The following is a 22,607-nucleotide window of genomic DNA, read 5'->3' as shown; positions in this document are numbered from 1 at the left end:
AAATAAGCCTCAAATGAATAGAAGACGTCCATTGTCTTCTATTCATTTGAGGCTAGCCCCTATAGCGGATTGACGCTGGCAGAAAAAAAGCGCAGCGGCAATCTCCAAGACTACACTTGCACACCCTATGCTTCGAAGTTGGATGTCGTGTACTTATCGACGTTCATCTACTTGACGAAGCTAAAGCGAACCATAAAGGTTCGCTTTTTTGTTCATTAATATTCTTATGATCCAACAACCTTCTTTTGCTCAGGTCTTGCAACCGTTATACCAGTGGTTTCTTCAAAGTTGTATAAGCTTGTCGGCAGGTCTGTAAATCGTTCTAGCTCATTATAAGCAGGAATACCGTGGTAGGACATATCAAGTCCTTCCTCCTCTTCCTCTTCTGTAGCACGTAATCCTACTGTTGCTTCAGCAATTTTTGCAATGGCCGCTCCTCCAACTAACCCCCAAACAGCCACAACTACTGCTCCTAATAGCTGAACTCCTAACAAGGATACTTGACCTGTTGTAAACAAACCTGCAGATGTATCAAATAACCCTACAGCAATCGTACCAAAAATTCCATTAAATCCGTGAACAGCTACAGCACCAACTGGATCATCAATCTTCATATGATCAATTAAAAGCGTTCCATAAATGACAATCACACCCGATATACCACCTATCAAAATAGCACTCCATTGATCAACAAATGCACATCCAGCAGTTATTGCTACTAAACCTGATAATACACCATTAATTGTCATACTCGGATCAGCCTTACCAAACTTATTCATCGTTAATAATAGTGTGACGGTTCCTCCACTCGCTCCAGCAAGCATCGTGTTTATGGCGATAGATGCTAAAGAAGCATCAGAGGCATCTAATGTACTTCCACTGTTGAACGCAAACCACCCAAACCATAATATAAATGCACCGCTTGATGCTAATGGAATATTACTTGGTGCAAACACATTTACACTACCATCTGAATTAAATCTTCCTTTTCGTGCACCAAGGAATTTAGCCATTGCTAACGCGGCAAATCCCCCAACTGCATGGATTGCAGCTGATCCAGCAAAATCTTTCATTCCCAGCTGAGCCAGCCAACCTTCTCCATTCCATATCCAGTGACCTGAAAGCGGGTAAATAACTAACGTAATAAGAGCTGCTGTAAGAATATAGGCTTTAAAGTTCATTCTCTCTGCAACCGCTCCAGAAATAATCGAAATACACGCTACTGCAAACCCCATCTGAAAGAGAACAAATGCCTCACTTGGTAGTTCTAAACCTATATCAACTTTTTCAGGAGTACCGAACAAGCTTGTCCCGAAAAAGCCGAATGCACTATCACCGAACATAATAGCAAAACCAATTACCCAAAATGCCAAAGCGCCAACTGTTAGATCAACAAAGATTTTCATCGTTACATTCACAGCATTTTTTGTTCGCACCAACCCTGCTTCTAATAAACTAAAACCACCTTCCATAAAAAGAACCATCGCAGCCGCTATGACAATCCAAACCGTATTTAAATGGATTAGCTCCATTGTCAATTCCCCTCCCTTGCTGAAACTTCTTGAACAGTTAAATCATCAATCGAAGTATCTGGTTCCCCATTACGAATGTTATATGCTTCAAGGATTGGATATACATAAATTTTCCCGTCACCATCTTCACCTGTTTGTGCACTTGCAATAATTGTTTTAATCGTAGGTTCTACCATATGATCTGATAAAACAATTTCAAGCTTAATTTTCGGATGCAGTGTTACGTTGTAATTTTTCCCGCGATATACACCTTTTGTATCCCTTTGTTTTCCTCTTCCTACGACTTGTGACACGGTAAAACCTGTAATACCTATATTCTTCATACCTTTTATGGTTTCTGTAATTTTTTGTGGCCGAATAATGGCTTCAATTTTTTTCATATCATACCACCCTATGTGTTAGATTTTCTGACATTAATATGGAATAGAATATAACACAAAAGAGATTGAGTCAATACTTTAAATAATAAAAGTTTTCAGAAAAAATTACATTTATACCGTAAAAACACCTCCTCCATTGAATAGGAAAGCTCGAATTTGCTTATCCTAACAATGAAGGAGGTGTTTTATATGGCACAAGACGTATTATGTGAAGTTAGTAGCTGCGTCCATAATATCAACAATGAAAATAAATGTGGAGCATCTCGAATTTATGTTGTGAATCATAAAGAAAAGAACGCTTCTTCAAGCAGTGACACAGACTGTAAAACATTTGAACCAGCTGATATGTAATAAGGTTTTGAAAAGGAGGCAACCGATAGGGGTTGTCTCTTTTCATCTTTATTATTGAAAATAATTATCATTATTATTCATCTTATGAACAATTTTTCTCTAAAATAAGCGACTGATTCATGTTCAGTCGCCATTTCCCTACTCTTTTTTTATTATTTGATTCCGGTCATCTGTTTGAGGGGGCTCTTCCAGCCATTTATGATTAATCATAATATTTGCTCCATCTTCTGCATAAAGTGTAATTTCTGGTATTAAAGAAGCATATCTAAGTGCAAGATCTCTCCTTGGACTTCCTGACATAGAGGCACCATAATTTCCAATTCCAGCACCAATCATAGCTGAAACATGGAACATCATAAGCTTCTCTGAAAATATAGGTACAGTCGTATCAGTTACTGCTGTATCCCAGGTCATCGGAGCAGGAAGGTCTTCTTTTTTTAATATATCACTGAAAAGGTCTATATGTTTTTGAGCAATTTGTTTTCCTCTTAGAAAATATTCCTTTATTTCTTTATTCTTTGCAGTTTGTGCAAACCCAATGATCAACGTTTTTCCAATCGCATTTGTTTGGATATTATTAAACAGCATCGTAATTTCATGAGCTGTTAATGGCCTTTTATCTCCAATAAATCCTGCTAAAAATCGTTGCTTCTCAACAAAATCAACTTTATCAGGGGTTGAAATATATGGCGGCCTCACATATGTACCTTGCTTTAACATTAACCACCTTGTTAAATCTTGTAATTCGACAGCAGTATTTAACACACTCTTAAAAAAAGAAATGACATCTGGCCTTGTAGAGAAACCGATTGCACCACTTGAAGCAGCCATACCTAAAATAGACATATGTCTCAAATAGATGATTGAATATGTGTCTGAAAATAAACGTGGAGCATCCTTATCTACATCTTCATTTGTAAATCCGACCGGAATAGGAAAATCCTCTTTTTGAAATAAATTTCTTAAAAACTCAAGATTTTTCAATGATCCATTAATCGCAAATTCCAGTATAGGACGAACTTCCTCATCTTCTACCTTATTTATAAAGTGACTTACGACACATACTGAAGCAGAATCATTTATAAATTGCGTCCATAACACAGACATTTCAGCAGCCGTTAACCGAATATTTGTCTTATTCTCCATTACGCACACCTGCTTTATTAAATATATGTTTTATGTTTTCACCTACAAAGAAAAATTATGTATTCTAAGTCGAAATCATAAAAAAACAGGACCTTCCAGAAAGAAAGTCCTGTTTCTTTTATCTAATTTGGCCATTTCCAGACATTAAGAATTTTACTGTCGTTAGCGCAGGTAATCCCATAGGACCACGAGCATGTAATTTTTGCGTAGATATTCCAATTTCTGCTCCAAACCCTAGCGCTCCTCCGTCTGTAAAACGGGTTGATGCATTATGATATAGAGCAGAGGCATCAACGACATTCATAAACATTTTAGCTGTATCTTTATTTTCTGTTACAATTGCTTCTGAATGCTTTGTTCCATATGTTTCAATATGTTCGATTGCTTCTTCAACGCTCTCAACAGTTTTGATAGCAAGATCTAAACTTAAATATTCATTAGCCCAATCTTCTTCGTTGGCCAAAACAGCATTTGGGATATATGATAATGCTATTTGGTCTCCATGAACCGCAATACCCTGTTCATTTAATGTCTTGTTAAGATGGTCTTTGTTTTTTTCAAGCCAATCTTTATGAATAATAGCTGTTTCCAATGCATTACACACAGCTGGACGGTCTGTTTTTGCATTCACTAAAATGTTTAATGCTTTTTCAACATCTGCTTCAACATCAATATATAAATGGCAGTTTCCAACACCTGTCTCAAGTACCGGAACAGTTGCATTGTTAACAACAGCATTAATAAGAGACCCGCCACCTCTTGGGATTAATACATCAATATATTCCTTCATTGTAAACAGCTGTTGTGTCGCTTCACGATTAGTGCTCGCAATAAATTGAACTGCCTCTTTCGGGATTTTTGTCTCATTTAATGCTTCGTGCATAACCTCAACGATTGCTTTGTTTGATGATAAAGCAGATGATCCGCCTTTTAATACGATGGCATTTCCAGATTTAAGTGCAAGACCTGTCGCGTCAACTGTCACATTTGGACGAGCTTCATAGATCATACCAATAACACCTAACGGCACTGTCACCTTCTCAACTAATAATCCATTATCAAGTGTCCAACTCGATAAAATTTTTCCTGTAGGATCTTCCAATCTTGCTACCTGACGTAATCCCTCAGCAAAGTCAAAAATTCTCTCCTTTGATAATGCAAGACGATCCATATAAGCTTCTTCATAACCCTTTTCTCTACCTACTTGTAGATCAATCTCATTTGCATCAAGAATTCGTTCTGTGTTCTTTTCCAAGGTATCAGCTAAAATATGCAGTGCTTCATTTTTTTCTTCTGTTGTTAATAGACTTACCTTTTTCGCCGCTTTTTTTGCTGCTATTGCTTGTTCTTCAACTGTCATATGTTCTAGGACAGACATCCAATTCCTCCTTTTTATACTCCAACAGGTAATGATAGTTCAAGCTCACATACTAAATCATCAAAATGTACAACCTCTAGCCTACGAATATCTTCATCTGCCAAGTTCCTCATTTCTTCTAATTCCTCTGTTGAATAATTAACAACACCGAGACCCACTCTTTCTCCTTCATGATCTAAAATACGGATAACAGCACCCTTATCAAATTGTCCATTTACTTTCTCAATATCAGATGAATAAATGCTATGTTTATGGTCTGCAATCGATGTTTTTACTTTTTGATTGATCACAACTTCCCCCTCTGGACCTGAGTGAAAAGCAATCCATTGTTTCTTTCTATTTAAATTAATCGTCTCATTTGTTACTTCAAAATACGTACCCTTCGCTTCTCCTCGAACGGCATCAGTAAGAATATTGGCAATACTAGCTTTACCTAGAAATGTTGAAATGCCTGATGCCATCGCTATTTTAACAGCATCAATTTTTGATCTCATTCCACCTGTACCAACATTACTACCGGATTCACCAGCACCTTCTTCAATCTCAGGAGTGATTTCATATACTTTTTCAAGTAATTTGGCATGCTCGTTTTTACGTGGATCGGAGTCATATAACCCATCAATATCAGACAGAATAATAAGTTGATCTGCTTCAACTAAACCAGCCACTTTTGCAGATAACGTATCATTATCGCCAAATTTCAAACGATCTACTGTAACCGTATCGTTTTCGTTAACAATTGGAATAATTCCTCTTTCCAATAATACATTTAACGTATTTCTTACATTGTTGTAACGAGTTTCATCAGAAAAATCACTTCGCGTTATTAATATTTGGGATGCAACATATCCGTGAGACAAGAAAATTTCAGAGTACGCCTCAATTAATAAACCCTGCCCAATGGATGCTGCTGCCTGTTTTTCTGGTAAAGATGTCGGACGGTCAATACATCCTAATTTTCGATATCCGGCTGCTACAGCTCCTGATGATACAAAGACTATTTCATGTCCTTCGTCTTTTAATAATGCAATTTCATCTGCTAACTTCTCTAGTTTTCGTCGACTAATTTCTCCGTGTCGACTAGTTAATGAACTGCTTCCTACTTTGATTACAACCCGTTTCTTTCCATTTTCTAGGGTCGTCATTATATCACTCCTGAATCAATTTATCTCTATTTAAAAAATTTTTTATTTCGAATTCACTAATAGACTTTCTTGAATTTGTTCACTAATTTCCTTCGAGCGTTTTGCAGCATGCTCAACTGCTCTAGCAATTGCCTGGCCGCCACCATTCTCATCAAGTGCATTTAGGCCAGCAGCAGTTGTTCCATTTGGTGATGTTACTTTTTCTCTTAAGATTGTTGGTGTTTCATCTTGTTCTTGAACCATTTTTGCTGCACCTTTAATTGTTTGAGCAATAATTTTCCTTGTTGTTTCTAGATCAAATCCTGCCTGCACACCTTGCTGCTCCATATGCTCCATTAAATAATAGAAGTATGCCGGTCCGCTTCCTGCAAGACCTGTAAAGATATCCATATCCTTTTCATCGATTGTATAGACTTCACCGATGCATCCTAATAATGCTTTAGTTAAAACGATATTGTTTTCTGATGTTTCATGACCTGGGGATATGGCAGTAGCTGATTCGCCGATTGCACTTGATGTATTCGGCATCACTCGAACTACTTGCTGGCCATTATGAAGGTTTTGTTCAAGATATGTTGTTGTAATTCCAGCTAGAACTGATAATATGAGATGGTTTGATTTGATATGTTCCTTGATTCCGCTTAATGCCTGATCTACATCTTTTGGTTTCATCGCCAAAATGATGACATCTATTTGATCAAACTGCAAGTCTTCCACTTTACATCCTTTTATTCCATATTTAGCTTCTAAAGCAAGTAACCTTTCTGAATTTGAACGATTAGTGGCAACGATCTGATCTGTAGGAAATTGATCTGATTTTACAAGTCCTGAAATCATTGCCTCTGCCATAGAGCCTGCGCCTATAAACGCAACTGTTTTATCGTGTAACATCTCATCTCTCCAATTTCGTTCGTATTTTTGTTCGTATTTTTACTCACGTTTTAATACTAACACGCTGATTTTCATAATCAAGGTGTTTAAGAGATGTTGTGAGTATTTCTTCCAATTAGTTAGTGTAAGCGTTACCATTTATACATATATTCTTTTAAAAGCGTCTCAGTCGTCCTTAACGCTTCTCATCCTCTCATATCAGGATTTGATTTTTGAAATTTTCATACAATTACCTAGCTAATGGAGATTATATGTTTTTTGTTTGTCTGGACTTTCACCAAAATAAATCACCGTAAAATTGAAGGAATCAATAGGGTATCCACTCAACCATTCTCAGACACTTATTACAAAAACGACCTAATAAAAAGACTCAATTATTTAAATCATTTGAAAACCTTTCATTTTTTCGTTAACTGTTATACAATTCCAAATATGCACCTATGTCTCGAATGGTTCGTAGGATCGAAAGGAGTTTTTCCATGTTGAAAAAGTATTTAATAGCATTTTTTGTCGGGGTACTTTCTTTATCACTTGCTGCTTGCAACAATGATGAAGAAAAAGCTGCTAAGCCGACAAAAGAAGAAGAAGAAGCAACAAATGAAGAGCCCGCTAAAGAGGAAGCTGTTGATCAAGAAGAAATGCAAAAAAAACTTGATGCTCAAAAAGTAGAAGAAGATTTAGTTGTTGCGATTGTAAATGGTCAAGAAATCAAAGGGAACGAATATAATGAGGCTTTAAGCATCTCGCAAATGCAATTTACCAGTATGGGACAAGACCCAACGACTGAAGAACTAGCAAAACAATTAAAAGACTATACACTTGAAAGTCTTGTAGGACAAACCTTAATCATGCAGGAAATTGAGAAAAAAGGCTATGAGGCGAAAGAAGAAGAGATAAATGAGCAGCTAGATATTCTTAAAGCACAATATGAGTCTGATAAAGCTTTTGATGAAGCGTTAAAAACCAATAATCTTACTTTAGATAAATTAAAGGATCAGATTGCTGACACAGTAAAGTATGATCAATATGTCAAAAATGATTTAAACGTTGAAGAAGTAACAGATAAAGAAGTTAAAGAATACTACGATTCAATGGCAAGCTCTGCTGAAGAATCAGCTGAGACTCCAAAATACGATGATGTTAAGGATACATTAAAAACAAACCTTGAACGTCAAAAAACACAAGAAAAACTAGCTGCGAAAGTTGAAGAACTTCGTGAGTCTGCAAAGATTGAATTAAAATTATAAATCACATGAATCAAAAACGCTTGTTCTTGAGTGTAATGAACAAGCGTTTTTGATTTGGTATTATAAAATTTATAATGTCGATATAGACATTCTCCTGTATAAAATTAGCTTAACCGCACAAACTATGAAAAGGACTTGTAGCTCAATGTGCAGAGCGGTCAACAGTTATACCGACAACTGTTGGACATTTTGTGGGTTCAAATCCCATCAAGTCCTATTATCCTTCTTTTACATATTCACAAAAATATCTTCTGCTTTAGGTTCTTTTTCAATTAAACCTGCTTCTTTCAACCACTTTATCGTTTCTTCCCATTGTTGTTGATCCTGACTACCAAAACCATCCGCTGATTTCATTAGCGGCAATAAGATATCCAAGCTTTGAACCTCTACTTCTTCTACTAACGGAAAGTTTGATTCATCTTGATTGTTTAATAAAATCTGTAAAGCTTCTTCCGGATTTTTTGCAGTAAATTCATATCCTTTTGTTGCAGCACGCCAAAAAGCCTCAATGGATTCTTGTTCTTTTTTCCATGTTTGGTCACTTGTAACCGCAACAAGCTCATAGTAATTTGGTACTCCATATTCTGTTGGATTGATGTTCTTAGTTTTATGACCTTCATGTGCAAGGACTGGAACCTCATGATTAATATACGCACCGATTACAGCATCTACTTTTTTACTTACAATAGATGAGCCTAACTCAAATCCAACGTCAACCATTTTTACCTTTTCTGGGTTACCTCCGTCTGCTTTTACCATTGACTGAATAAGTGATTCATTTAAAGGGATTCCAGGAAACCCAACTGTTTTTCCTTCTAAATCTTTCGGAGTTTGAATATCACTATCCTCTAAATAAATCACACGGTTTAAAGGGGATCGTACAATAGCACCTACTGATTTAATCTTCACATCTTGGTTTGCACGGGCGATTATTACATCCGGCTGATATGAAATACCTAAGGTAATCTTCCCTGCTGCAGCTAAATTAATTGGGTCAGTTGGATTCGCAGGGAATTGAATATCAACATTTAAACCTTCTTCTTCAAAATACCCTTTTTCTTTTGCAATGTATAAAAAGCTATGAACAGCATTAGGATACCAATCTAGCATAATGCTTATATCCTTTAATTCTTCCGATCCCTCTTGATTTCTTGTTTCAGATGCAGTATTACTTGTACCCGCACATGCTGAAAGAATAGCTAAACAGAAACTTATAAACAATAAAATGACCTTTTTCAATCTATTTTCCTCCATTTTAATATGTTATTTTCTAAAATTCTTACAATAATAAATAGCCCAATGCCAACTAATGATAAAATAACGATTGGCGCAAAAACACCAGCTCCATCAAATTGAGTCATCATTCTTCTACTAAAATACCCTAAACCAGATTGTGCACCAATCCACTCACCAATAGCAGCCCCGATTACACTTAAAGTTACAGCAACCTTTAATCCCGATAAAAAATATGGAGCACATCCGGGAACTTGAAGTTTAAGGAAAATGTCTTTTTTACTTGCTCCCATCGTCTTTAGCAGATCCTTATATTCCTTACTCGTTGCATTAAGTCCATCATAGGTGTTCACCGTAATCGGAAAAAACGTAATAAGCACTGTCACAATGACCTTACTCCAGATCGTGTACCCAAACCAAAGGACAAAAATAGGAGCGAGTGCGATAACCGGAATGGTCTGAGATGAAATAATAAGCGGGTAAAATGTTTTCTCAACCGTTTTACTGACACTCATGCATATAGCTAACCCTACACCAAAGACAATCGATAAACTTAACCCAATGATCATAATAAGAAATGTAGCTGGTAAATGCTCCAAAAATAAAGATTCCTTTAAAAGCCAAATTTTTACGACCACATCTGTTGGTGCAGGAAGTATAAAACCCATATCTAGGATTCTTGCTCCTACTTCCCAAACAATCAGAAAACATATCATCAAACAAACCGAGGCTCCGTATTTATTTACTAGATTCATAAACTTGGCCTCACTCGCAATTCATCTAAAAGCTCATCTTTTAATTGCAGAATATCAGGATGATTTAAATCTCTTACATGTCTCGGTCGAGTTAACGGAACATGAAGTTCTTTCAATTTCGAGGTAGGTGCTTCTGTAAACACAAAAATGCGATCTGATAAAAATAATGCCTCATTCACATCATGAGTAATAAAGAGAATCGTTTCCTTACGCTTTTGCCATTGGGCTAATAGCCACTCTTGTAAGGATAATTTCGTGATTGCATCTAATGCGCTAAACGGCTCATCCAGCAAAAGAATGTTGGATCCGCTTAAAATGGTTCTTAAAAAGGAGACACGCTGCCTCATCCCCCCTGATAGTTCACTAGGAAAACAATTTTCAACACCTTTTAGACCAAACTCTTCTATAAGAGTCACGACTTTTTTATAAGCTTCACGTTTTTTCATTCCTTTTATCTCTAAGGGCAGGGCTGCATTTTCTACTATTGTTCGCCAGGGTAATAGTAAGTCTTGTTGAGGCATATATCCCACATATCCTAACCTGTTGATCACAAGCTGATTTCGCAAATAAATCTCACCTTCAGTTGGTTGCTCCAATCCTGTAATTAACTTAAACAATGTACTTTTCCCTGATCCGCTTGGTCCCAAAAAACTGATAAATTCACCTTCAAAAAGATCCAAATTCAGCTTTTTAAGAATTGGCTTTTGCACTGTATTATGATCATAGTGAAAACTGATATCTTTTAATTTGAGTATGGTATTAGTCATTTGTTGGCCACATCACTTCATGGTAAGCCATATCCCAGAACATATACTCAAATCTTGTTGTATTAAGGAAGATTTCTTCTAATTTATTTAGCTCCTGTTCTGGTTTTCCTTCTGCAAGGTCATCCATTAAGTCAATACACCAGGTGGCAAGTTGACCGAATTCAGCTGATGAGTACATTGTAATCCACTCTCCGTAAAATTCATGTTCACTTGCGCCTACCTTTTTAGATAAGTCCTTCCCTATTTCCCAGTAGCTCCACATACATGGCAGCAAAGCAGCAACCAACTCCGCAAGTGTCCCATTTTGGCTTACATGCAACATATAATGCGTATAAGCAAGTGTTGTCGGAGAAGGCTTCGCTTCCTCTAATTCTTGAGTTGTTATGTCAAATCGTTTCGCATATTGACGATGAAGCTCCATTTCTTCATTTAATGTCGAATGCAGTAAAGCAGCAAATCGGCCCATTGTATTTACATCTGTTGCTTTTACCGCACCTAATGCAAACACTTTTGCATAGTCTATTAAATATAAATAATCCTGAATCATATAAAAACGAAACTTTTCTTTTGCAAGTGTTCCATCTCCCATACCTTGCACAAACGGATGGGCATGATTCTTCTCCCAAATAGGAAGTACTTTTTCATAAAGCCTTTGACTGAATTTCATTTAGGACATCCTCCTAACCTCATTTACTGTATGACTCCAATCATAAATAAACAATAAGATTGATTTTGTGAATTGAATTAATTCATCAATTGATAGCTGTTCATTAACTGAGTGTGCGTGCTGCAATTTTCCAGGTCCATATATAACTGTTGGGATCCCAGCATCAGCCAACCAGCCTCCATCTGTAACAGTTGGAGATACATCCACAATTGCTTGCTTTTGTATAATCGACTCATGGGTAGCAGCTAATAACTTAACTGCTGGGTGGTTAGGGTCCACTTCTAAGGAAGGGAAAATCTCTCCTTTATCGACAATCATCGACTTCCCGCCCCATTCAAAGATTGGGGGATGCTCTCGAAGCCATGGATCAGCATTTGCAACATGTAATATATGCTCTTCAATTTCTTGAATGATCTCTTCATGTGTTTCATTGGGATAATAGTGAACAGTGATCCATAACCTGCATTCATCTGCGATAAAGGCAGCATGTCGTCCACCTTCAATAACAGCCGGATTAATCGTATTTGTTCCAGGTAAAAAGCCCGGATAGCTTTTGGTCACAGCCCAATGGCGTTCAAGGTCCTGAAGTCCTTGGACAATCTTTATCATTTTCTCGATTGCACTTGCTGCGTATAGATTGCCTCCTGCATGAATCATTTGGCGTCTAGTTGCGTCATGATAGGTTTGTGAGCTTTTCACAGTTATCCATCCTGTAATGACGCCACCTTGGCCTTGAATATGTAAATCACTTGTATCCACAACAACTGCAAAATCAGCTTTATATCCTCTGTTACAGCATTCTAATGTTCCTGCTTCTCCTACTTCCTCTCCAATTACAGATTGGAAGATCAAATCACCTGGTAGATCAATTCCTTCCTCATGTAAAAGTTGAATGGCAAACAGAGCACCTGCTAAACCGCCCTTCATGTCTGCAGCACCGCGGCCAACAATCATTCGATCCTTTACAATAGGTACAAAAGGGTTTGTTTCCCACTTTTCATCCTCATGTACCTCAGCCACATCAATATGACCGTTAATAATTAAGCTTTTGTAAGAGGAACTCTGCTTTCCTTTCTTAACTGCAACAACATTTGGATCATTCGGATATACATCCCACATATCAATTGAGAAACCTTTTTGGTTTAAAAAATCCGCAATGAACTGTTGAGCTTCTTTTGTATTTCTAGCTGGCGGTGCAGGTGTTTTAAATTCAATTAGTTTATTTACTAAGGAAATTAACTCTTCTTCCCGCTCATGAACAGATTCAACTAGATGGGTGATCGTTTTTGCCAAGCTCCCTCTCCTCCTTCACAGTTTTTCAAAATAAAAAAACCACTTCTACAAAGAGAAGTGGTTTAAATTCCATAAATAATTGGTCCAAATCGATAGCAAATCAATTGCGCTAAATTTAACCAAAATATGTATTCAAACACCGCTTCCCTCCGCTAGTATTATCTAGATCAGGTAATAAGGGTCAAGGTACAAACCTCTCTCAGCTTTAACAGCTCCCCTAGTGGTGAATCTATTAAGTTATGAAATAATTGGATTATCATTATTTTTATCATAATCTGGTTCATTTGGCAACGTTATATTGTTATTGTGTGGCAGAAATTTGATCTTTTACCATCTGCTTTTGATCAAAAAGGTGAAACAAAAAGCCAAATAATGAAGCTAATATTTGTTGAAATAACATCCCTAATACAACAGGCACCGCGACAGCTGGCGGGAAATATTGAACAGCAATAACTGCACCTGCACTTATATTACGCATACCACCTGTAAACAGCATTACAACTTGTGTTTCTCTGTCCCTCTTTAGCAAAATACCTATTCCCCATGCAATTACATATCCAATGCATGCTAGGAAAAAGACTATTAAGCCAATTGTTAACAATTTCACATTAAACTCCTTGATGTAAGGAGAGATAACCGCTCCATTTATCATGACAACCAAAGCAAGAGAAAGCTTTGAAAACGGGGCTAAAACTTTGCCTGCTTTTACACTTTTTTCTTTTGTGAAATGATTTGTCACCATACCTAAAAGTGAAGGAATGACAACCATAAAGAATAATCCAGACATAATGTCCAGAACATTGATTTCTACATTTTGACCAACAAAAAGCGATAAAGAAAACGGGACTAAAAAAGGTGATAAGATTGTATCGAATAAGATAATAGATAAAGCAAGCGCAATATTTCCTTTATAAATCGTCACCCAAATAAAGCTTGTAACACCTGTAGGAATAACGGCAGCTAGAACAAACCCTGTAATGGTTAAATGATCATCCGGATAAAAGCTTTGACCTACTAACCAAGCAACCGAGGGCATAACTAAATGCAACAACAAAATGATTATAAATAATGGGAGCGGTTTTTTTATGACTCCTTTTAGGGAAGAAAAATTTGAACCAAGACTACCTGTTAATGTCATAAATGCAAAAAACCACGGAATAAGAAATGTAAAAGCCAACAGCTTGTCAGCAAGCAACACGCCTGTTAATACACTTAATGGTGTAATAATTGGCATCCACTTCTCAAGCTGTCGGTTAATGGATTGTAGCATAGAGCATTCTCCTAATCTGGAAAAATTTCTTGATGAATTAATAAAATCTATGTATATGACATTGTACCAGAAATTAGAAGGCTTTTGTGCTTTCAGGTGTTTATTATATCTAATACGTATGAAAATCCCCTTATATAGGAATTCCTAATTTTTCCTCCATTAAATTGCGATGATATACGAAATTTTACACAAAATATACGTAATGAATATCGCAATGGAGTTGAATCAAATTGAAAAAAACCCTTATTATTAGCTTATTTCTCTTATCACTTACATATAAACATACATATGGAACCACAGTATATAAGACAGCCTTTCATCCCATCAGCTTTCAGCCTGAACTACCTAATTGGGAAGAGGTAAAAGAAATTATTCCGCGCCACTCTACCTTCACTGTTATTGATATTGAAACCGGAAAGAAATTTGAAGTTCAACGAAGAGCCGGGAGTGGTCATGCGGATGTACAGCCTCTAACAAGGGAAGATACCGTTATCATGAAAGCCATCTATAATGGTAATTGGAGCTGGAGAAGACGTGCAGTCCTTATCCAAGTCAAAGACCGTCTTATTCCTGCATCAATGCATGGAATGCCACATGGAGGAGGAGCCATACAAAACGGCTTTCCAGGTCATTTTTGTATTCATTTTTCAAAAAGTAAAACACATGGTTCAGGTAAACAAGATTTGTCACATCACATCATGATTTTAAAGGCTGCCGGTAAGTTTAATGAATATGCAGCAACACTTACAGCTGAACAATCATTAGAAGTATTTCTTTTAACTGTTAAAAACAGTGATAAAGATTTGAGTAAAAAGATAAGTCTATCTAACGAGCTTGATCTCGATGACTCATTTGCGTTTTTTCAAGATATTGAAGGGATGCAATGGTCATTAGATGAGGTTGAACAGAAGGATCCAATGTCTCTTACGATGGAAATACCTGCTGATATAAAAATGTATTTAAAAGGTATCGGCCCAGTGAAAGTGAAACATACCTTTACACTAGTGAGAACCTCTCCATTTTCTTCATGGAATGTTATGGTTGATCCTTTCTTCGAAAAAATACCGAAAAACTAAATCTTTGTAGAAAAAGGAGGGGAATTCATTGTATATAATACTCACATTATTATTACTTATGACACAGCCCGTTGAATTATCGGATAATTTATCAATAACCTATAATGGAAAAGAAATAAAATCATTACATCGTTCTGAAATTGCTATTTCTCCTTTTCAACAAGATTTTATTGATGAAGCAAAATTTAATGAACTAACCGATTCTTTAGAATCAGAAGTATACAAAGAACCTAAAAACGCTTCATTAGATCAACATGGTCTTATCATTAGTGAAAAAATGGGGCATAAATTGAATCAAAAATTATGGAAGGAACTATTTTATACTCGTTATTTTTCACAAGGTCCCGCAACTATAGAAATACCAACTGAAACACTTTATCCGAAGGTAGATAGTGAGCTCCTTTCTTCTATTAAGAACAAAATAGTTGGTCAATATGTCACTTTTTTTAATAGCAGAAATGCGGAGAGAACTCACAATATTAAATTAGCCTCAGAGGCAATAAATAATTATGTGATTTTTCCTGGAGAGATTTTCTCATTTAATTCTGTTGTAGGAAAAAGAACAGTTGAAAAAGGTTATTTACCTGCACCAGTTATCGTAAGAGGCGAGCTCTCTGAAGGTATTGGCGGGGGAATTTGCCAAGTTTCATCAACACTATTTAATGCGGTAGATAAAGCAGGTGTCAAAATACTTGAGCGGTACTCACATAGCAGAAGAGTTCCTTACGTTCCTCCAAACCGAGATGCAACTGTAAGTTGGTATGGCCCTGATTTCACTTTTGAAAATGAATATAATCAACCTTTACTCATTCGCTCAAAAGTGATTGGAGGACAGCTTATGGTCATTATTTATTCCTCTGATACCTTTCAAATAAAGAATAAAAAGGATCAGTCATCTTCCTAAAAAAATAACTGATCCTGATTATTTATCCCATTCTAACGGGCAGTAAGCCCCCTCAAGCTTCTAAAGTTATAAAGAAGGTAGATGAGAGGATACCTTGCCCGTCAAGAAGGTCTGAACGGTTCAACTTCCATCGGGAATTAAGACCGCTGATGGAGTTTCACTTTATTTTCTAAAAGCTTTTAATCCTTCATTTAAAGTTTTCGTTTGGGTGTAAACATCTTTGTATAGTGTAAATAACTGTTGGTATTTTTCCACATTCTCTGGGATTGGCTCATATGTTTTATCAGGTTGAATGAAGATATCCGCAATTTCTTGTAATGAATCCGCCCAGCCTGCTCCAAATGCTGCTAGAATGGCCGCACCGATACCAGGTCCTTGTTCACTTTTCAGCTTAATGATTTTAGCATTAAAAACGTCTGCTTGAATTTGAAGCCATGTATCATTTTTCGCTCCACCACCTATTGAGATCACATTGGTAATTTCTTTTCCACTTTCACGGAAAATATCAATGGATTCGTTTAGTGAAAACGTAATACCCTCAATAACTGCACGAGCAAAATCCTTTTTCGTATGTGAGCCTTCCATTCCAATAAAGCTAGCGCGAATCGTAGGATCTGCATGTGGAGTTCTTTCCCCTACTAAATATGGTGTAAATAGTAAGCCATTTGATCCAACTGGTACTGATTCAATCCCATCAAGCAATGCCTCAAACGTTTCATTTTCTGCAAATACATCTTTAAACCAATTTAAGCTGTACCCAGCAGCAAGTGTTACTCCCATCGTATAGAAGGCATTTTCTTTTCCGTGATTAAAATAATGAACCTTACCTGAAAAATCGCGATCATTTCTCTCTTCATAGGAAAGTACAACACCTGATGTCCCTACACTACAAAGAGTATGACCCTCAGATAATATGCCAGAACCAATTGCCCCACAAGCATTGTCAGCTCCACCGGCAAAAACCTTTGTTTCAGATGAAAGTCCCGTTTGTTGAGCAAACTCTTCTATCAGATGACCAACACATTCATGTGATTCAACTAATGGTGGACAGAAATCGATTTTCAAATCAAATAAATCGCAGATCTCTTTGCTCCATGTTTTTTCGCCTACATTTAATAATAAAGTTCCAGCTGCATCTGAATATTCACTATGAATATTTCCGGTCATTCGATAACGAAGATAATCCTTAGGAAGCATAAATACAGCAGCTTTTTCAAAAATTTGTGGTTCATGCTCTTTTACCCATAATATTTTTGGCAAAGTAAAACCTTCTAGCGCAGGATTTTTCGTAATTTCCAGCAATCGCTCTGTACCTACGACATCATATATTTGTTGACATTGTTCTGTTGTTCTTACGTCATTCCATAAGATTGCATTTCTTAGCACTTGATTGTTTTCATCTAAAAGCACTAGTCCATGCATTTGCCCAGAAAAGCTAATTCCCTCAATATCTGCCACATTTCCTTGGAAATTTTGAACAAGTTCTGCAAGTCCCTCTCGTGTTTTTTCAACCCATTGCTCTGGCTCTTGTTCACTGTAGCCGGATTTTTCATGGATTAGTGGATATGATTTTGACACTTCTTGTGCAATTGTTCCCACTTGATCCATTAATATTACCTTTACAGCACTTGTACCTAGGTCGACACCAATTACATACTTCATTTTATCTCCCCCATGTTTTTCAAGTCATCAATAGAGCATAAAATCTGTCATTTAATGGTATACTCTTAAATAAGTAAACCCTTACAATATAGTAATTTATAAACTTCTTATTCTAGTATTTCCTACTCTAAAAACTACTTGAATTATATCATTAGGAGAAAAGTTTGTCTATCCATTAAACTAAGTTTGTACTATAATATAAGTAGAAAATCATTGAAAATAGGTGAAGCATTTGAAATCAATTACATGGAACCAACAAGTTGTAAAAAAAAATAATACAGCTCTTGTCTTTCAAACGATTACCCAGCAGGAACCCATTTCAAGAGCAGATATTGCCGCCCAATCTGGATTAAATAAAGCAACTGTTTCCTCACTTGTAAATGAACTGTTAGAAAAAGAGTTAGTTTATGAATCTGGGCCTGGAGAATCAAGTGGTGGACGCAGGCCTGTTCTTCTTCATTATCACGGAACAGCTGGATATTCTATTGGAATAGATCTAGGTGTAAACTATATTCTTGGTGTCGTAACAGACCTAAAAGGAAATATTGTGATTGAAGATCATGTAAAAGTGATAAACACTTCTTTTTCAGAAGTGATCGAACAGATTAAAAAAATGATTACCTTATTAGTTAAAGATCTTCCCAAAACTCCCTATGGAATCGTCGGGATCGGTATTGGAATTCCAGGAATCGTTGATAAACAAGGCAGCATCCTTCTCGCTCCTAACCTAGGGTGGAAAAATTGCGAAATGAAATCACTATTAGAAGACGAATTCCAAGTACCGGTTGTTATTGTGAATGAAGCAAATGCAGGTGCATATGGTGAAAAGCACTTTGGAGTTGGACAGGATTATAAAGATATCGTTTATGTAAGTGCTGGGATCGGTATTGGTGTAGGACTAATACTTAACAATGAATTATATCAAGGTCTTAATGGCTTTTCAGGAGAAATGGGTCATATGGTCATTGAAATAAACGGAATTCCTTGCAGATGTGGTAGTAAAGGATGCTGGGAAACGTACGCATCAGAGCATGCGCTCTTAAGTCGAGCAGGATCAGATACAACGTTAGAACAATTAATTTCATTCGCACAAAAAAATGACGAAAAGGCGATTTCACTTTTCAAAGAAATCGGATCTTATATCGGTTATGGAATTAATAATATCATCAACACCTTCAATCCTGAACAAATCATTATCGGTAATCGTTTAGCAATGGCAGAAGAGTGGATTAAACAACCAATTTTAGATGTTGTTTATTCTCGATCCCTCTTCTTTCAACAACAGGATTTACAAATTAATTTCTCAGAACACTCCACTCATTCCGCTGCATTAGGTGTTGCCGCTCTCACATCCGAGAGTTTTATTCATAGAGAATTACAAGAATAATAATGTATCTTATCATCGAAAAAAAAATTATATACACAAATAAAAATCCGGTTTCCAATAGGAAACCGGATTGTTGTTAAAAAGGTTTTGCCGCGATTGCCGCATCATAAAATTATAGAGTTTTAAACCACCACTCCTACAAGTGGGTGTTCGCAGAAGCTTTCGTATCGTCCTCTACTTAATGGAGGCATGATATTCCGACCTCAATGTAAAACTCCCTATTTCAGCTTAAAGGTTAAAACTTTATAAAGGATGCGTACAGCGCAGCTTGTATTGTTATAATACTAGAAATCGCATATGAATGCAATAGGAGATTTTCACATTACCTTTATTTAGATTTTAAGGCTCTTACAAGTAACTTCATCACTTCTTCCGGTGTGATCACTTTCTCCCCACCGCCCTGCACAAACGACGGTCTGCCTCCGCCTTTACCATGAATTGATGGCAGCACCTCTTTTAGCACTTGATTCAGATTAACATCAATTTCTTCCGTCCTTGTACAAACGATTTGAATCTTGTCTGGTTGCTCACTTATAAAGACAACGATAAGATTTGTGCTGTTAATTACAAGCTCTTTGGCTAAATTTTGTAAGACATGAACCGGTCGATTCTTAAAAATGGTTTTAATAAAAAAATGTTCTTTTATAGGCTCAGCTTTTGAAAGAAGATCCTTTGCTTCGTATTGAATAAGCTTTGATGTTAATTCATCAATTTCCACTTGTAAGGTCTTCGTGTTTTCTAGAAGTCTGTCGGCTGCCTCATTCAATTGTTCTTGCGGGACACTAAGTTGTGAGGTTAGCTTTTGGATAATATTATGCTTTTCATGTAAATGCTTCAGCACTCTATCGCCACAAGCAAAATGAACTCGAACATGCTTTTTTTGCTTTTCAATATGCAGGATTTTTAACAAACGAATTTCACTAGTAGATTTAGGGTGTGTACCACCACAACCGTTATAATCAATTTCAGGAATGATAACAAGACGAATATTTTCAGTAACCGACAACTCTTTTCGAAGTGTATAGGTTGCTAATTCTTCTTCATTCTTTATCCATTTCGTTTCAATCGGTCGGTTGTCTAAAATAAATTGGTTTGTTATGGCTTCTGCTTTCCATATTTCTTCACTTGCAAGTGACCGGGTGTCAAGGTCAATGGTAGATAGTTCTTTTCCAAGATGAAAACTAAGTGTTTTATACCCGAAATGATCCTCAAATACAGCTGTTAATAGATGCTGACCCGCATGCTGTTGCATGTGATCAAACCTGCGATCCCAATCAATTTCACCATGAATATCCCCCATTTCTGTAAGGGCTTCTTCGAGATAGTGTCTTAATTCTCCATCAACTTCTTCTACATCACAAACTCTTACGCCATTTATCAAACCAATATCATGAGGTTGTCCGCCTCCAGTCGGGTAAAAAGCTGTTTGCTCTAACACAACAAAATATCGCCCATCTTTATCAACATCTTTTTTTATCACTTTTGATTCAAAAGACGTTTGGTAGGCATCCTCATAAAATAATTTTTTCGTCATATCTTTCCACTCACTTTAATATTTAGATTTATTTTTACTATAGCATAGAACAATCCTCTTCTAGAAAAACTATAAATAAAAGGGGGGTTTGCAATGGCAAATCGTAATAAATTACTTGTCCCTGAGGCAAGGGAACAGGTAAAACAATTAAAGGCAAAAGTAGCAAATACAAAAACAGCTGATGAAGCTAAATTCGAAACTGCAAAAGAATTAGGAATTCCATTACATGACGGCAAAAACGGAGATTTAACATCTAAGCAAGCCGGAAAAATAGGCGGGAAGCTCGGAGGCAACATGGTTCGAGAAATGATCAAATTAGCTGAACAGCAGCTGAAAAAGAAATAAGTGAAACTTCCATCAATGGGGGTTTTCTTCATTTCCCTATCTTCTTAGTTAACTCAGAAGCTTGTGGTAGTGCATTAATGTCTGTTAAGAGTGGGATAAAAAAGAGAAGGATGAAATTTCAGGGAATTTCATCCTTAAATTCAAATTCTTATTTAAAAATAACATCATTCCAACGTAGTTCATTTTTGAATGCATGCTTGTTTGTTTCATTATTAATAAACACACATTCAATTCCAACAAGTTCTGCCCAATCTCTTAATTGATCTGGCGTTACTTTGTAAGAATAAACAGTATGATGAGCACCACCAGCAATGATCCAGTTTTCCGTCCCTTCGCTTAATGACGGCTGTGGAGTCCAAAGCACTCGAGCAACAGGAAGGTTTGGCATATCGATTTCAGGTTGAACTGCATCAACTTCGTTTACAATTAATCGGAAGCGGTGACCTAGGTCAACGATTGATGCATTTAGAGCTGATCCACCTTTTCCATCAAAGATTAATCGAGCAGGATCTTCTTTCCCGCCAATTCCTAGTGGGTATACGGCAATTTTGGGCTTTGTTGCTGAAATAGTCGGGCAAATTTCAAGCATATGAGAGCCTAATACTAACTCATTGCCCGGTTCAAAATGATACGTATAATCTTCCATAAAGGATGTATCTTCATTATCAGCAATGATTTTTAATGTACGAAGAAGGGCTGCCGTTTTCCAGTCACCTTCACCGGCAAATCCATATCCTTGTGCCATTAAACGTTGAACAGCAAGACCTGGTAATTGCTTCATTCCATGAAGATCTTCAAAGGTTGTTGTAAAGGCTGTATAGTTACCTTCCTCTAAGAACGCCTTCATACCAAGCTCAATTCTTGCTTGATAACGAATGGCATCACGAATCGGACCGTCTACCTGGCCTTCTGCGACAATTTCATATTCTCTTTCATATTCTTCCATTAAGGCATCAATTTCTTGTTCTGAGATATCATTCATTCTTTGTACAAGGTCACCAACACCATAACCATTTACAGTCCAACCTAATTTGATTTGCGCTTCTACCTTGTCACCTTCTGTAACAGCAACGCGACGCATATTATCACCGAAACGAGCAACTTTTAAGTTTTGACTTTCCGAAAAAGCAACTGCTGTGCGCATCCAACTGCCGATTTTACTTCTTACTTCACTGTTCTCCCAGTGACCAACAACAACCTTTCTTTTTACATTCAACCTTGTTGCCATAAATCCAAATTCACGGTCACCGTGTGCAGATTGATTTGTGTTCATAAAATCCATATCGATGCTATCCCAAGGAATATCACGATTAAATTGTGTATGGAGATGCAGCATTGGCTTTTGCAAAGCAGAAAGTCCCGCAATCCACATTTTAGCCGGTGAGAAGGTATGCATCCAAGTGATGATTCCAGCACAGTTATCATCAGCATTTGCTTCTAAACAAAGCTGGCGAATAGCATTTGCATCCTTTAAGACTGATTTAAAGACTAATTTATAGGAAAGAGATGGATCACGATCAAGTGCTTCTGTTATCGTTTTTGAATTTACTTCTACCTCGCGGACTGTTTCTTCTCCGTATAAATCCTGGCTTCCTGTTACAAACCAAAATTCGTATGGTTTTACTTTAAGCATGTTGTTTCCTC

21 protein-coding genes, 1 tRNA gene and 1 riboswitch are annotated in these 22,607 nt (G+C 36.8%); of the genes, 7 read left to right on the top strand and 15 right to left on the bottom strand.

Going from position 1 to position 22,607, the window contains the following annotated elements:
• Positions 1 to 224: 224 nt before the first annotated feature.
• On the bottom strand, positions 225 to 1,532 hold the full coding sequence (locus AC4GZ8_RS11610) for an ammonium transporter (RefSeq protein WP_491082008.1): 1,308 nt from the start codon (positions 1,530 to 1,532) through the stop codon (positions 225 to 227).
• A 2-nt stretch (positions 1,533 to 1,534) separates the two neighbouring features.
• Positions 1,535 to 1,912, bottom strand: coding sequence for a P-II family nitrogen regulator (locus AC4GZ8_RS11605; protein ID WP_491082007.1), 378 nt, complete (start codon positions 1,910 to 1,912; stop codon positions 1,535 to 1,537).
• A 189-nt stretch (positions 1,913 to 2,101) separates the two neighbouring features.
• On the opposite strand from AC4GZ8_RS11605, the gene AC4GZ8_RS11600 reads away from it, so the two are divergent.
• Entirely contained in the window at positions 2,102 to 2,263 is a 162-nt protein-coding gene (locus AC4GZ8_RS11600; RefSeq protein ID WP_491082006.1) for a DUF1540 domain-containing protein, read from the top strand.
• 138 nt (positions 2,264 to 2,401) lie between these two features.
• Here AC4GZ8_RS11600 and AC4GZ8_RS11595 read toward each other — a convergent pair whose 3' ends face one another.
• The 4 genes from AC4GZ8_RS11595 to proC all read right to left on the bottom strand — a co-directional run bounded on the left by AC4GZ8_RS11595 (position 2,402) and on the right by proC (position 6,823).
• Positions 2,402 to 3,409: a DUF3231 family protein gene (locus AC4GZ8_RS11595; RefSeq protein WP_491082005.1), complete on the bottom strand. Its 1,008-nt coding sequence runs from the start codon at positions 3,407 to 3,409 to the stop codon at positions 2,402 to 2,404.
• A gap of 118 nt (positions 3,410 to 3,527) precedes the next feature.
• On the bottom strand, positions 3,528 to 4,787 hold the full coding sequence (locus tag AC4GZ8_RS11590; RefSeq protein WP_491082004.1) for a glutamate-5-semialdehyde dehydrogenase: 1,260 nt from the start codon (positions 4,785 to 4,787) through the stop codon (positions 3,528 to 3,530).
• A 14-nt stretch (positions 4,788 to 4,801) separates the two neighbouring features.
• Entirely contained in the window at positions 4,802 to 5,932 is a 1,131-nt protein-coding gene (proB, locus tag AC4GZ8_RS11585; RefSeq protein WP_491082003.1) for a glutamate 5-kinase, read from the bottom strand.
• Positions 5,933 to 5,974: 42 nt separating this feature from the next.
• Positions 5,975 to 6,823, bottom strand: coding sequence for a pyrroline-5-carboxylate reductase (gene proC / locus AC4GZ8_RS11580; RefSeq protein ID WP_491082002.1), 849 nt, complete (start codon positions 6,821 to 6,823; stop codon positions 5,975 to 5,977).
• Positions 6,824 to 7,302: 479 nt separating this feature from the next.
• On the opposite strand from proC, the gene AC4GZ8_RS11575 reads away from it, so the two are divergent.
• Both AC4GZ8_RS11575 and AC4GZ8_RS11570 read left to right on the top strand, forming a co-directional pair.
• The gene (locus AC4GZ8_RS11575) at positions 7,303 to 8,070 is read left to right on the top strand and encodes a SurA N-terminal domain-containing protein (protein ID WP_491082001.1); all 768 of its coding nucleotides are present in this window, start codon (positions 7,303 to 7,305) and stop codon (positions 8,068 to 8,070) included.
• 131 nt (positions 8,071 to 8,201) lie between these two features.
• Positions 8,202 to 8,286: transfer RNA gene (locus tag AC4GZ8_RS11570), tRNA-OTHER, on the top strand.
• A 12-nt stretch (positions 8,287 to 8,298) separates the two neighbouring features.
• On the opposite strand, the gene AC4GZ8_RS11565 is transcribed toward AC4GZ8_RS11570, so the two are convergent.
• The 6 genes from AC4GZ8_RS11565 to AC4GZ8_RS11540 form a co-directional block, all read right to left on the bottom strand.
• Positions 8,299 to 9,324 carry an ABC transporter substrate-binding protein gene (locus tag AC4GZ8_RS11565; protein ID WP_491082000.1) on the bottom strand — a complete coding sequence of 342 codons (1,026 nt, stop codon included), beginning with the start codon at positions 9,322 to 9,324 and terminating at the stop codon, positions 8,299 to 8,301.
• The gene (locus AC4GZ8_RS11560) at positions 9,306 to 10,058 is read right to left on the bottom strand and encodes an ABC transporter permease (protein WP_491081999.1); all 753 of its coding nucleotides are present in this window, start codon (positions 10,056 to 10,058) and stop codon (positions 9,306 to 9,308) included. Before AC4GZ8_RS11560 ends, AC4GZ8_RS11565 begins: the two co-directional genes overlap by 19 nt.
• Positions 10,055 to 10,825, bottom strand: coding sequence for an ABC transporter ATP-binding protein (locus AC4GZ8_RS11555; RefSeq protein WP_491081998.1), 771 nt, complete (start codon positions 10,823 to 10,825; stop codon positions 10,055 to 10,057). The genes AC4GZ8_RS11560 and AC4GZ8_RS11555 overlap by 4 nt, the downstream gene beginning before the upstream one ends.
• Positions 10,818 to 11,492, bottom strand: coding sequence for a thiaminase II (tenA, locus tag AC4GZ8_RS11550; RefSeq protein WP_491081997.1), 675 nt, complete (start codon positions 11,490 to 11,492; stop codon positions 10,818 to 10,820). The genes AC4GZ8_RS11555 and tenA overlap by 8 nt, the downstream gene beginning before the upstream one ends.
• Positions 11,493 to 12,785: an acetylornithine deacetylase gene (locus tag AC4GZ8_RS11545; RefSeq protein WP_491081996.1), complete on the bottom strand. Its 1,293-nt coding sequence runs from the start codon at positions 12,783 to 12,785 to the stop codon at positions 11,493 to 11,495.
• A 127-nt stretch (positions 12,786 to 12,912) separates the two neighbouring features.
• A riboswitch (TPP riboswitch) is annotated at positions 12,913 to 13,014 on the bottom strand.
• 72 nt (positions 13,015 to 13,086) lie between these two features.
• Positions 13,087 to 14,055, bottom strand: coding sequence for a bile acid:sodium symporter family protein (locus tag AC4GZ8_RS11540; protein ID WP_491081995.1), 969 nt, complete (start codon positions 14,053 to 14,055; stop codon positions 13,087 to 13,089).
• 230 nt (positions 14,056 to 14,285) lie between these two features.
• On the opposite strand from AC4GZ8_RS11540, the gene AC4GZ8_RS11535 reads away from it, so the two are divergent.
• Entirely contained in the window at positions 14,286 to 15,131 is an 846-nt protein-coding gene (locus AC4GZ8_RS11535) for a hypothetical protein (RefSeq protein ID WP_491081994.1), read from the top strand.
• 58 nt (positions 15,132 to 15,189) lie between these two features.
• On the top strand, positions 15,190 to 16,035 hold the full coding sequence (locus AC4GZ8_RS11530; protein WP_491082227.1) for a VanW family protein: 846 nt from the start codon (positions 15,190 to 15,192) through the stop codon (positions 16,033 to 16,035).
• Between the two features lie 162 nt (positions 16,036 to 16,197).
• On the opposite strand, the gene xylB is transcribed toward AC4GZ8_RS11530, so the two are convergent.
• Positions 16,198 to 17,697: a xylulokinase gene (gene xylB / locus AC4GZ8_RS11525; RefSeq protein WP_491081993.1), complete on the bottom strand. Its 1,500-nt coding sequence runs from the start codon at positions 17,695 to 17,697 to the stop codon at positions 16,198 to 16,200.
• Positions 17,698 to 17,929: 232 nt separating this feature from the next.
• On the opposite strand from xylB, the gene AC4GZ8_RS11520 reads away from it, so the two are divergent.
• Positions 17,930 to 19,084, top strand: a complete 1,155-nt coding sequence (locus tag AC4GZ8_RS11520; protein ID WP_491081992.1) for an ROK family protein — start codon at positions 17,930 to 17,932, stop codon at positions 19,082 to 19,084.
• Between the two features lie 328 nt (positions 19,085 to 19,412).
• On the opposite strand, the gene AC4GZ8_RS11515 is transcribed toward AC4GZ8_RS11520, so the two are convergent.
• The gene (locus AC4GZ8_RS11515; protein ID WP_491081991.1) at positions 19,413 to 20,618 is read right to left on the bottom strand and encodes an alanyl-tRNA editing protein; all 1,206 of its coding nucleotides are present in this window, start codon (positions 20,616 to 20,618) and stop codon (positions 19,413 to 19,415) included.
• 93 nt (positions 20,619 to 20,711) lie between these two features.
• Between AC4GZ8_RS11515 and AC4GZ8_RS11510 the strand changes: the two genes are divergently transcribed.
• Positions 20,712 to 20,963 (top strand): alpha/beta-type small acid-soluble spore protein, encoded by a 252-nt coding sequence (locus tag AC4GZ8_RS11510; RefSeq protein ID WP_491081990.1) that lies wholly within the window; start codon positions 20,712 to 20,714, stop codon positions 20,961 to 20,963.
• A gap of 148 nt (positions 20,964 to 21,111) precedes the next feature.
• On the opposite strand, the gene araA is transcribed toward AC4GZ8_RS11510, so the two are convergent.
• Complete coding sequence (gene araA, locus AC4GZ8_RS11505; RefSeq protein WP_491081989.1) at positions 21,112 to 22,596, bottom strand: L-arabinose isomerase; 1,485 nt, start codon at positions 22,594 to 22,596, stop codon at positions 21,112 to 21,114.
• Positions 22,597 to 22,607: the final 11 nt, after the last annotated feature.

The organism is Metabacillus sp. RB-C-LZQ-3-1, from assembly GCF_058315175.1.
Note: the sequence above shows the minus strand (reverse complement) of the source record. Positions and strands in the feature narration are given on the sequence as shown.

Bases quoted from the DNA above. Each gene is read 5' to 3' on its own strand.
- AC4GZ8_RS11610 (WP_491082008.1), bottom strand. From the start codon at position 1,532: ATGGAGCTAATCCATTTAAATACGGTTTGGATTGTCATAGCGGCTGCG.
- AC4GZ8_RS11605 (WP_491082007.1), bottom strand. From the start codon at position 1,912: ATGAAAAAAATTGAAGCCATTATTCGGCCACAAAAAATTACAGAAACC.
- AC4GZ8_RS11600 (WP_491082006.1), top strand. From the start codon at position 2,102: ATGGCACAAGACGTATTATGTGAAGTTAGTAGCTGCGTCCATAATATC.
- AC4GZ8_RS11595 (WP_491082005.1), bottom strand. From the start codon at position 3,409: ATGGAGAATAAGACAAATATTCGGTTAACGGCTGCTGAAATGTCTGTG.
- AC4GZ8_RS11590 (WP_491082004.1), bottom strand. From the start codon at position 4,787: ATGTCTGTCCTAGAACATATGACAGTTGAAGAACAAGCAATAGCAGCA.
- proB (WP_491082003.1), bottom strand. From the start codon at position 5,932: ATGACGACCCTAGAAAATGGAAAGAAACGGGTTGTAATCAAAGTAGGA.
- proC (WP_491082002.1), bottom strand. From the start codon at position 6,823: ATGTTACACGATAAAACAGTTGCGTTTATAGGCGCAGGCTCTATGGCA.
- AC4GZ8_RS11575 (WP_491082001.1), top strand. From the start codon at position 7,303: ATGTTGAAAAAGTATTTAATAGCATTTTTTGTCGGGGTACTTTCTTTA.
- AC4GZ8_RS11565 (WP_491082000.1), bottom strand. From the start codon at position 9,324: ATGGAGGAAAATAGATTGAAAAAGGTCATTTTATTGTTTATAAGTTTC.
- AC4GZ8_RS11560 (WP_491081999.1), bottom strand. From the start codon at position 10,058: ATGAATCTAGTAAATAAATACGGAGCCTCGGTTTGTTTGATGATATGT.
- AC4GZ8_RS11555 (WP_491081998.1), bottom strand. From the start codon at position 10,825: ATGACTAATACCATACTCAAATTAAAAGATATCAGTTTTCACTATGAT.
- tenA (WP_491081997.1), bottom strand. From the start codon at position 11,492: ATGAAATTCAGTCAAAGGCTTTATGAAAAAGTACTTCCTATTTGGGAG.
- AC4GZ8_RS11540 (WP_491081995.1), bottom strand. From the start codon at position 14,055: ATGCTACAATCCATTAACCGACAGCTTGAGAAGTGGATGCCAATTATT.
- AC4GZ8_RS11530 (WP_491082227.1), top strand. From the start codon at position 15,190: ATGACACAGCCCGTTGAATTATCGGATAATTTATCAATAACCTATAAT.
- xylB (WP_491081993.1), bottom strand. From the start codon at position 17,697: ATGAAGTATGTAATTGGTGTCGACCTAGGTACAAGTGCTGTAAAGGTA.
- AC4GZ8_RS11515 (WP_491081991.1), bottom strand. From the start codon at position 20,618: ATGACGAAAAAATTATTTTATGAGGATGCCTACCAAACGTCTTTTGAA.
- AC4GZ8_RS11510 (WP_491081990.1), top strand. From the start codon at position 20,712: ATGGCAAATCGTAATAAATTACTTGTCCCTGAGGCAAGGGAACAGGTA.
- araA (WP_491081989.1), bottom strand. From the start codon at position 22,596: ATGCTTAAAGTAAAACCATACGAATTTTGGTTTGTAACAGGAAGCCAG.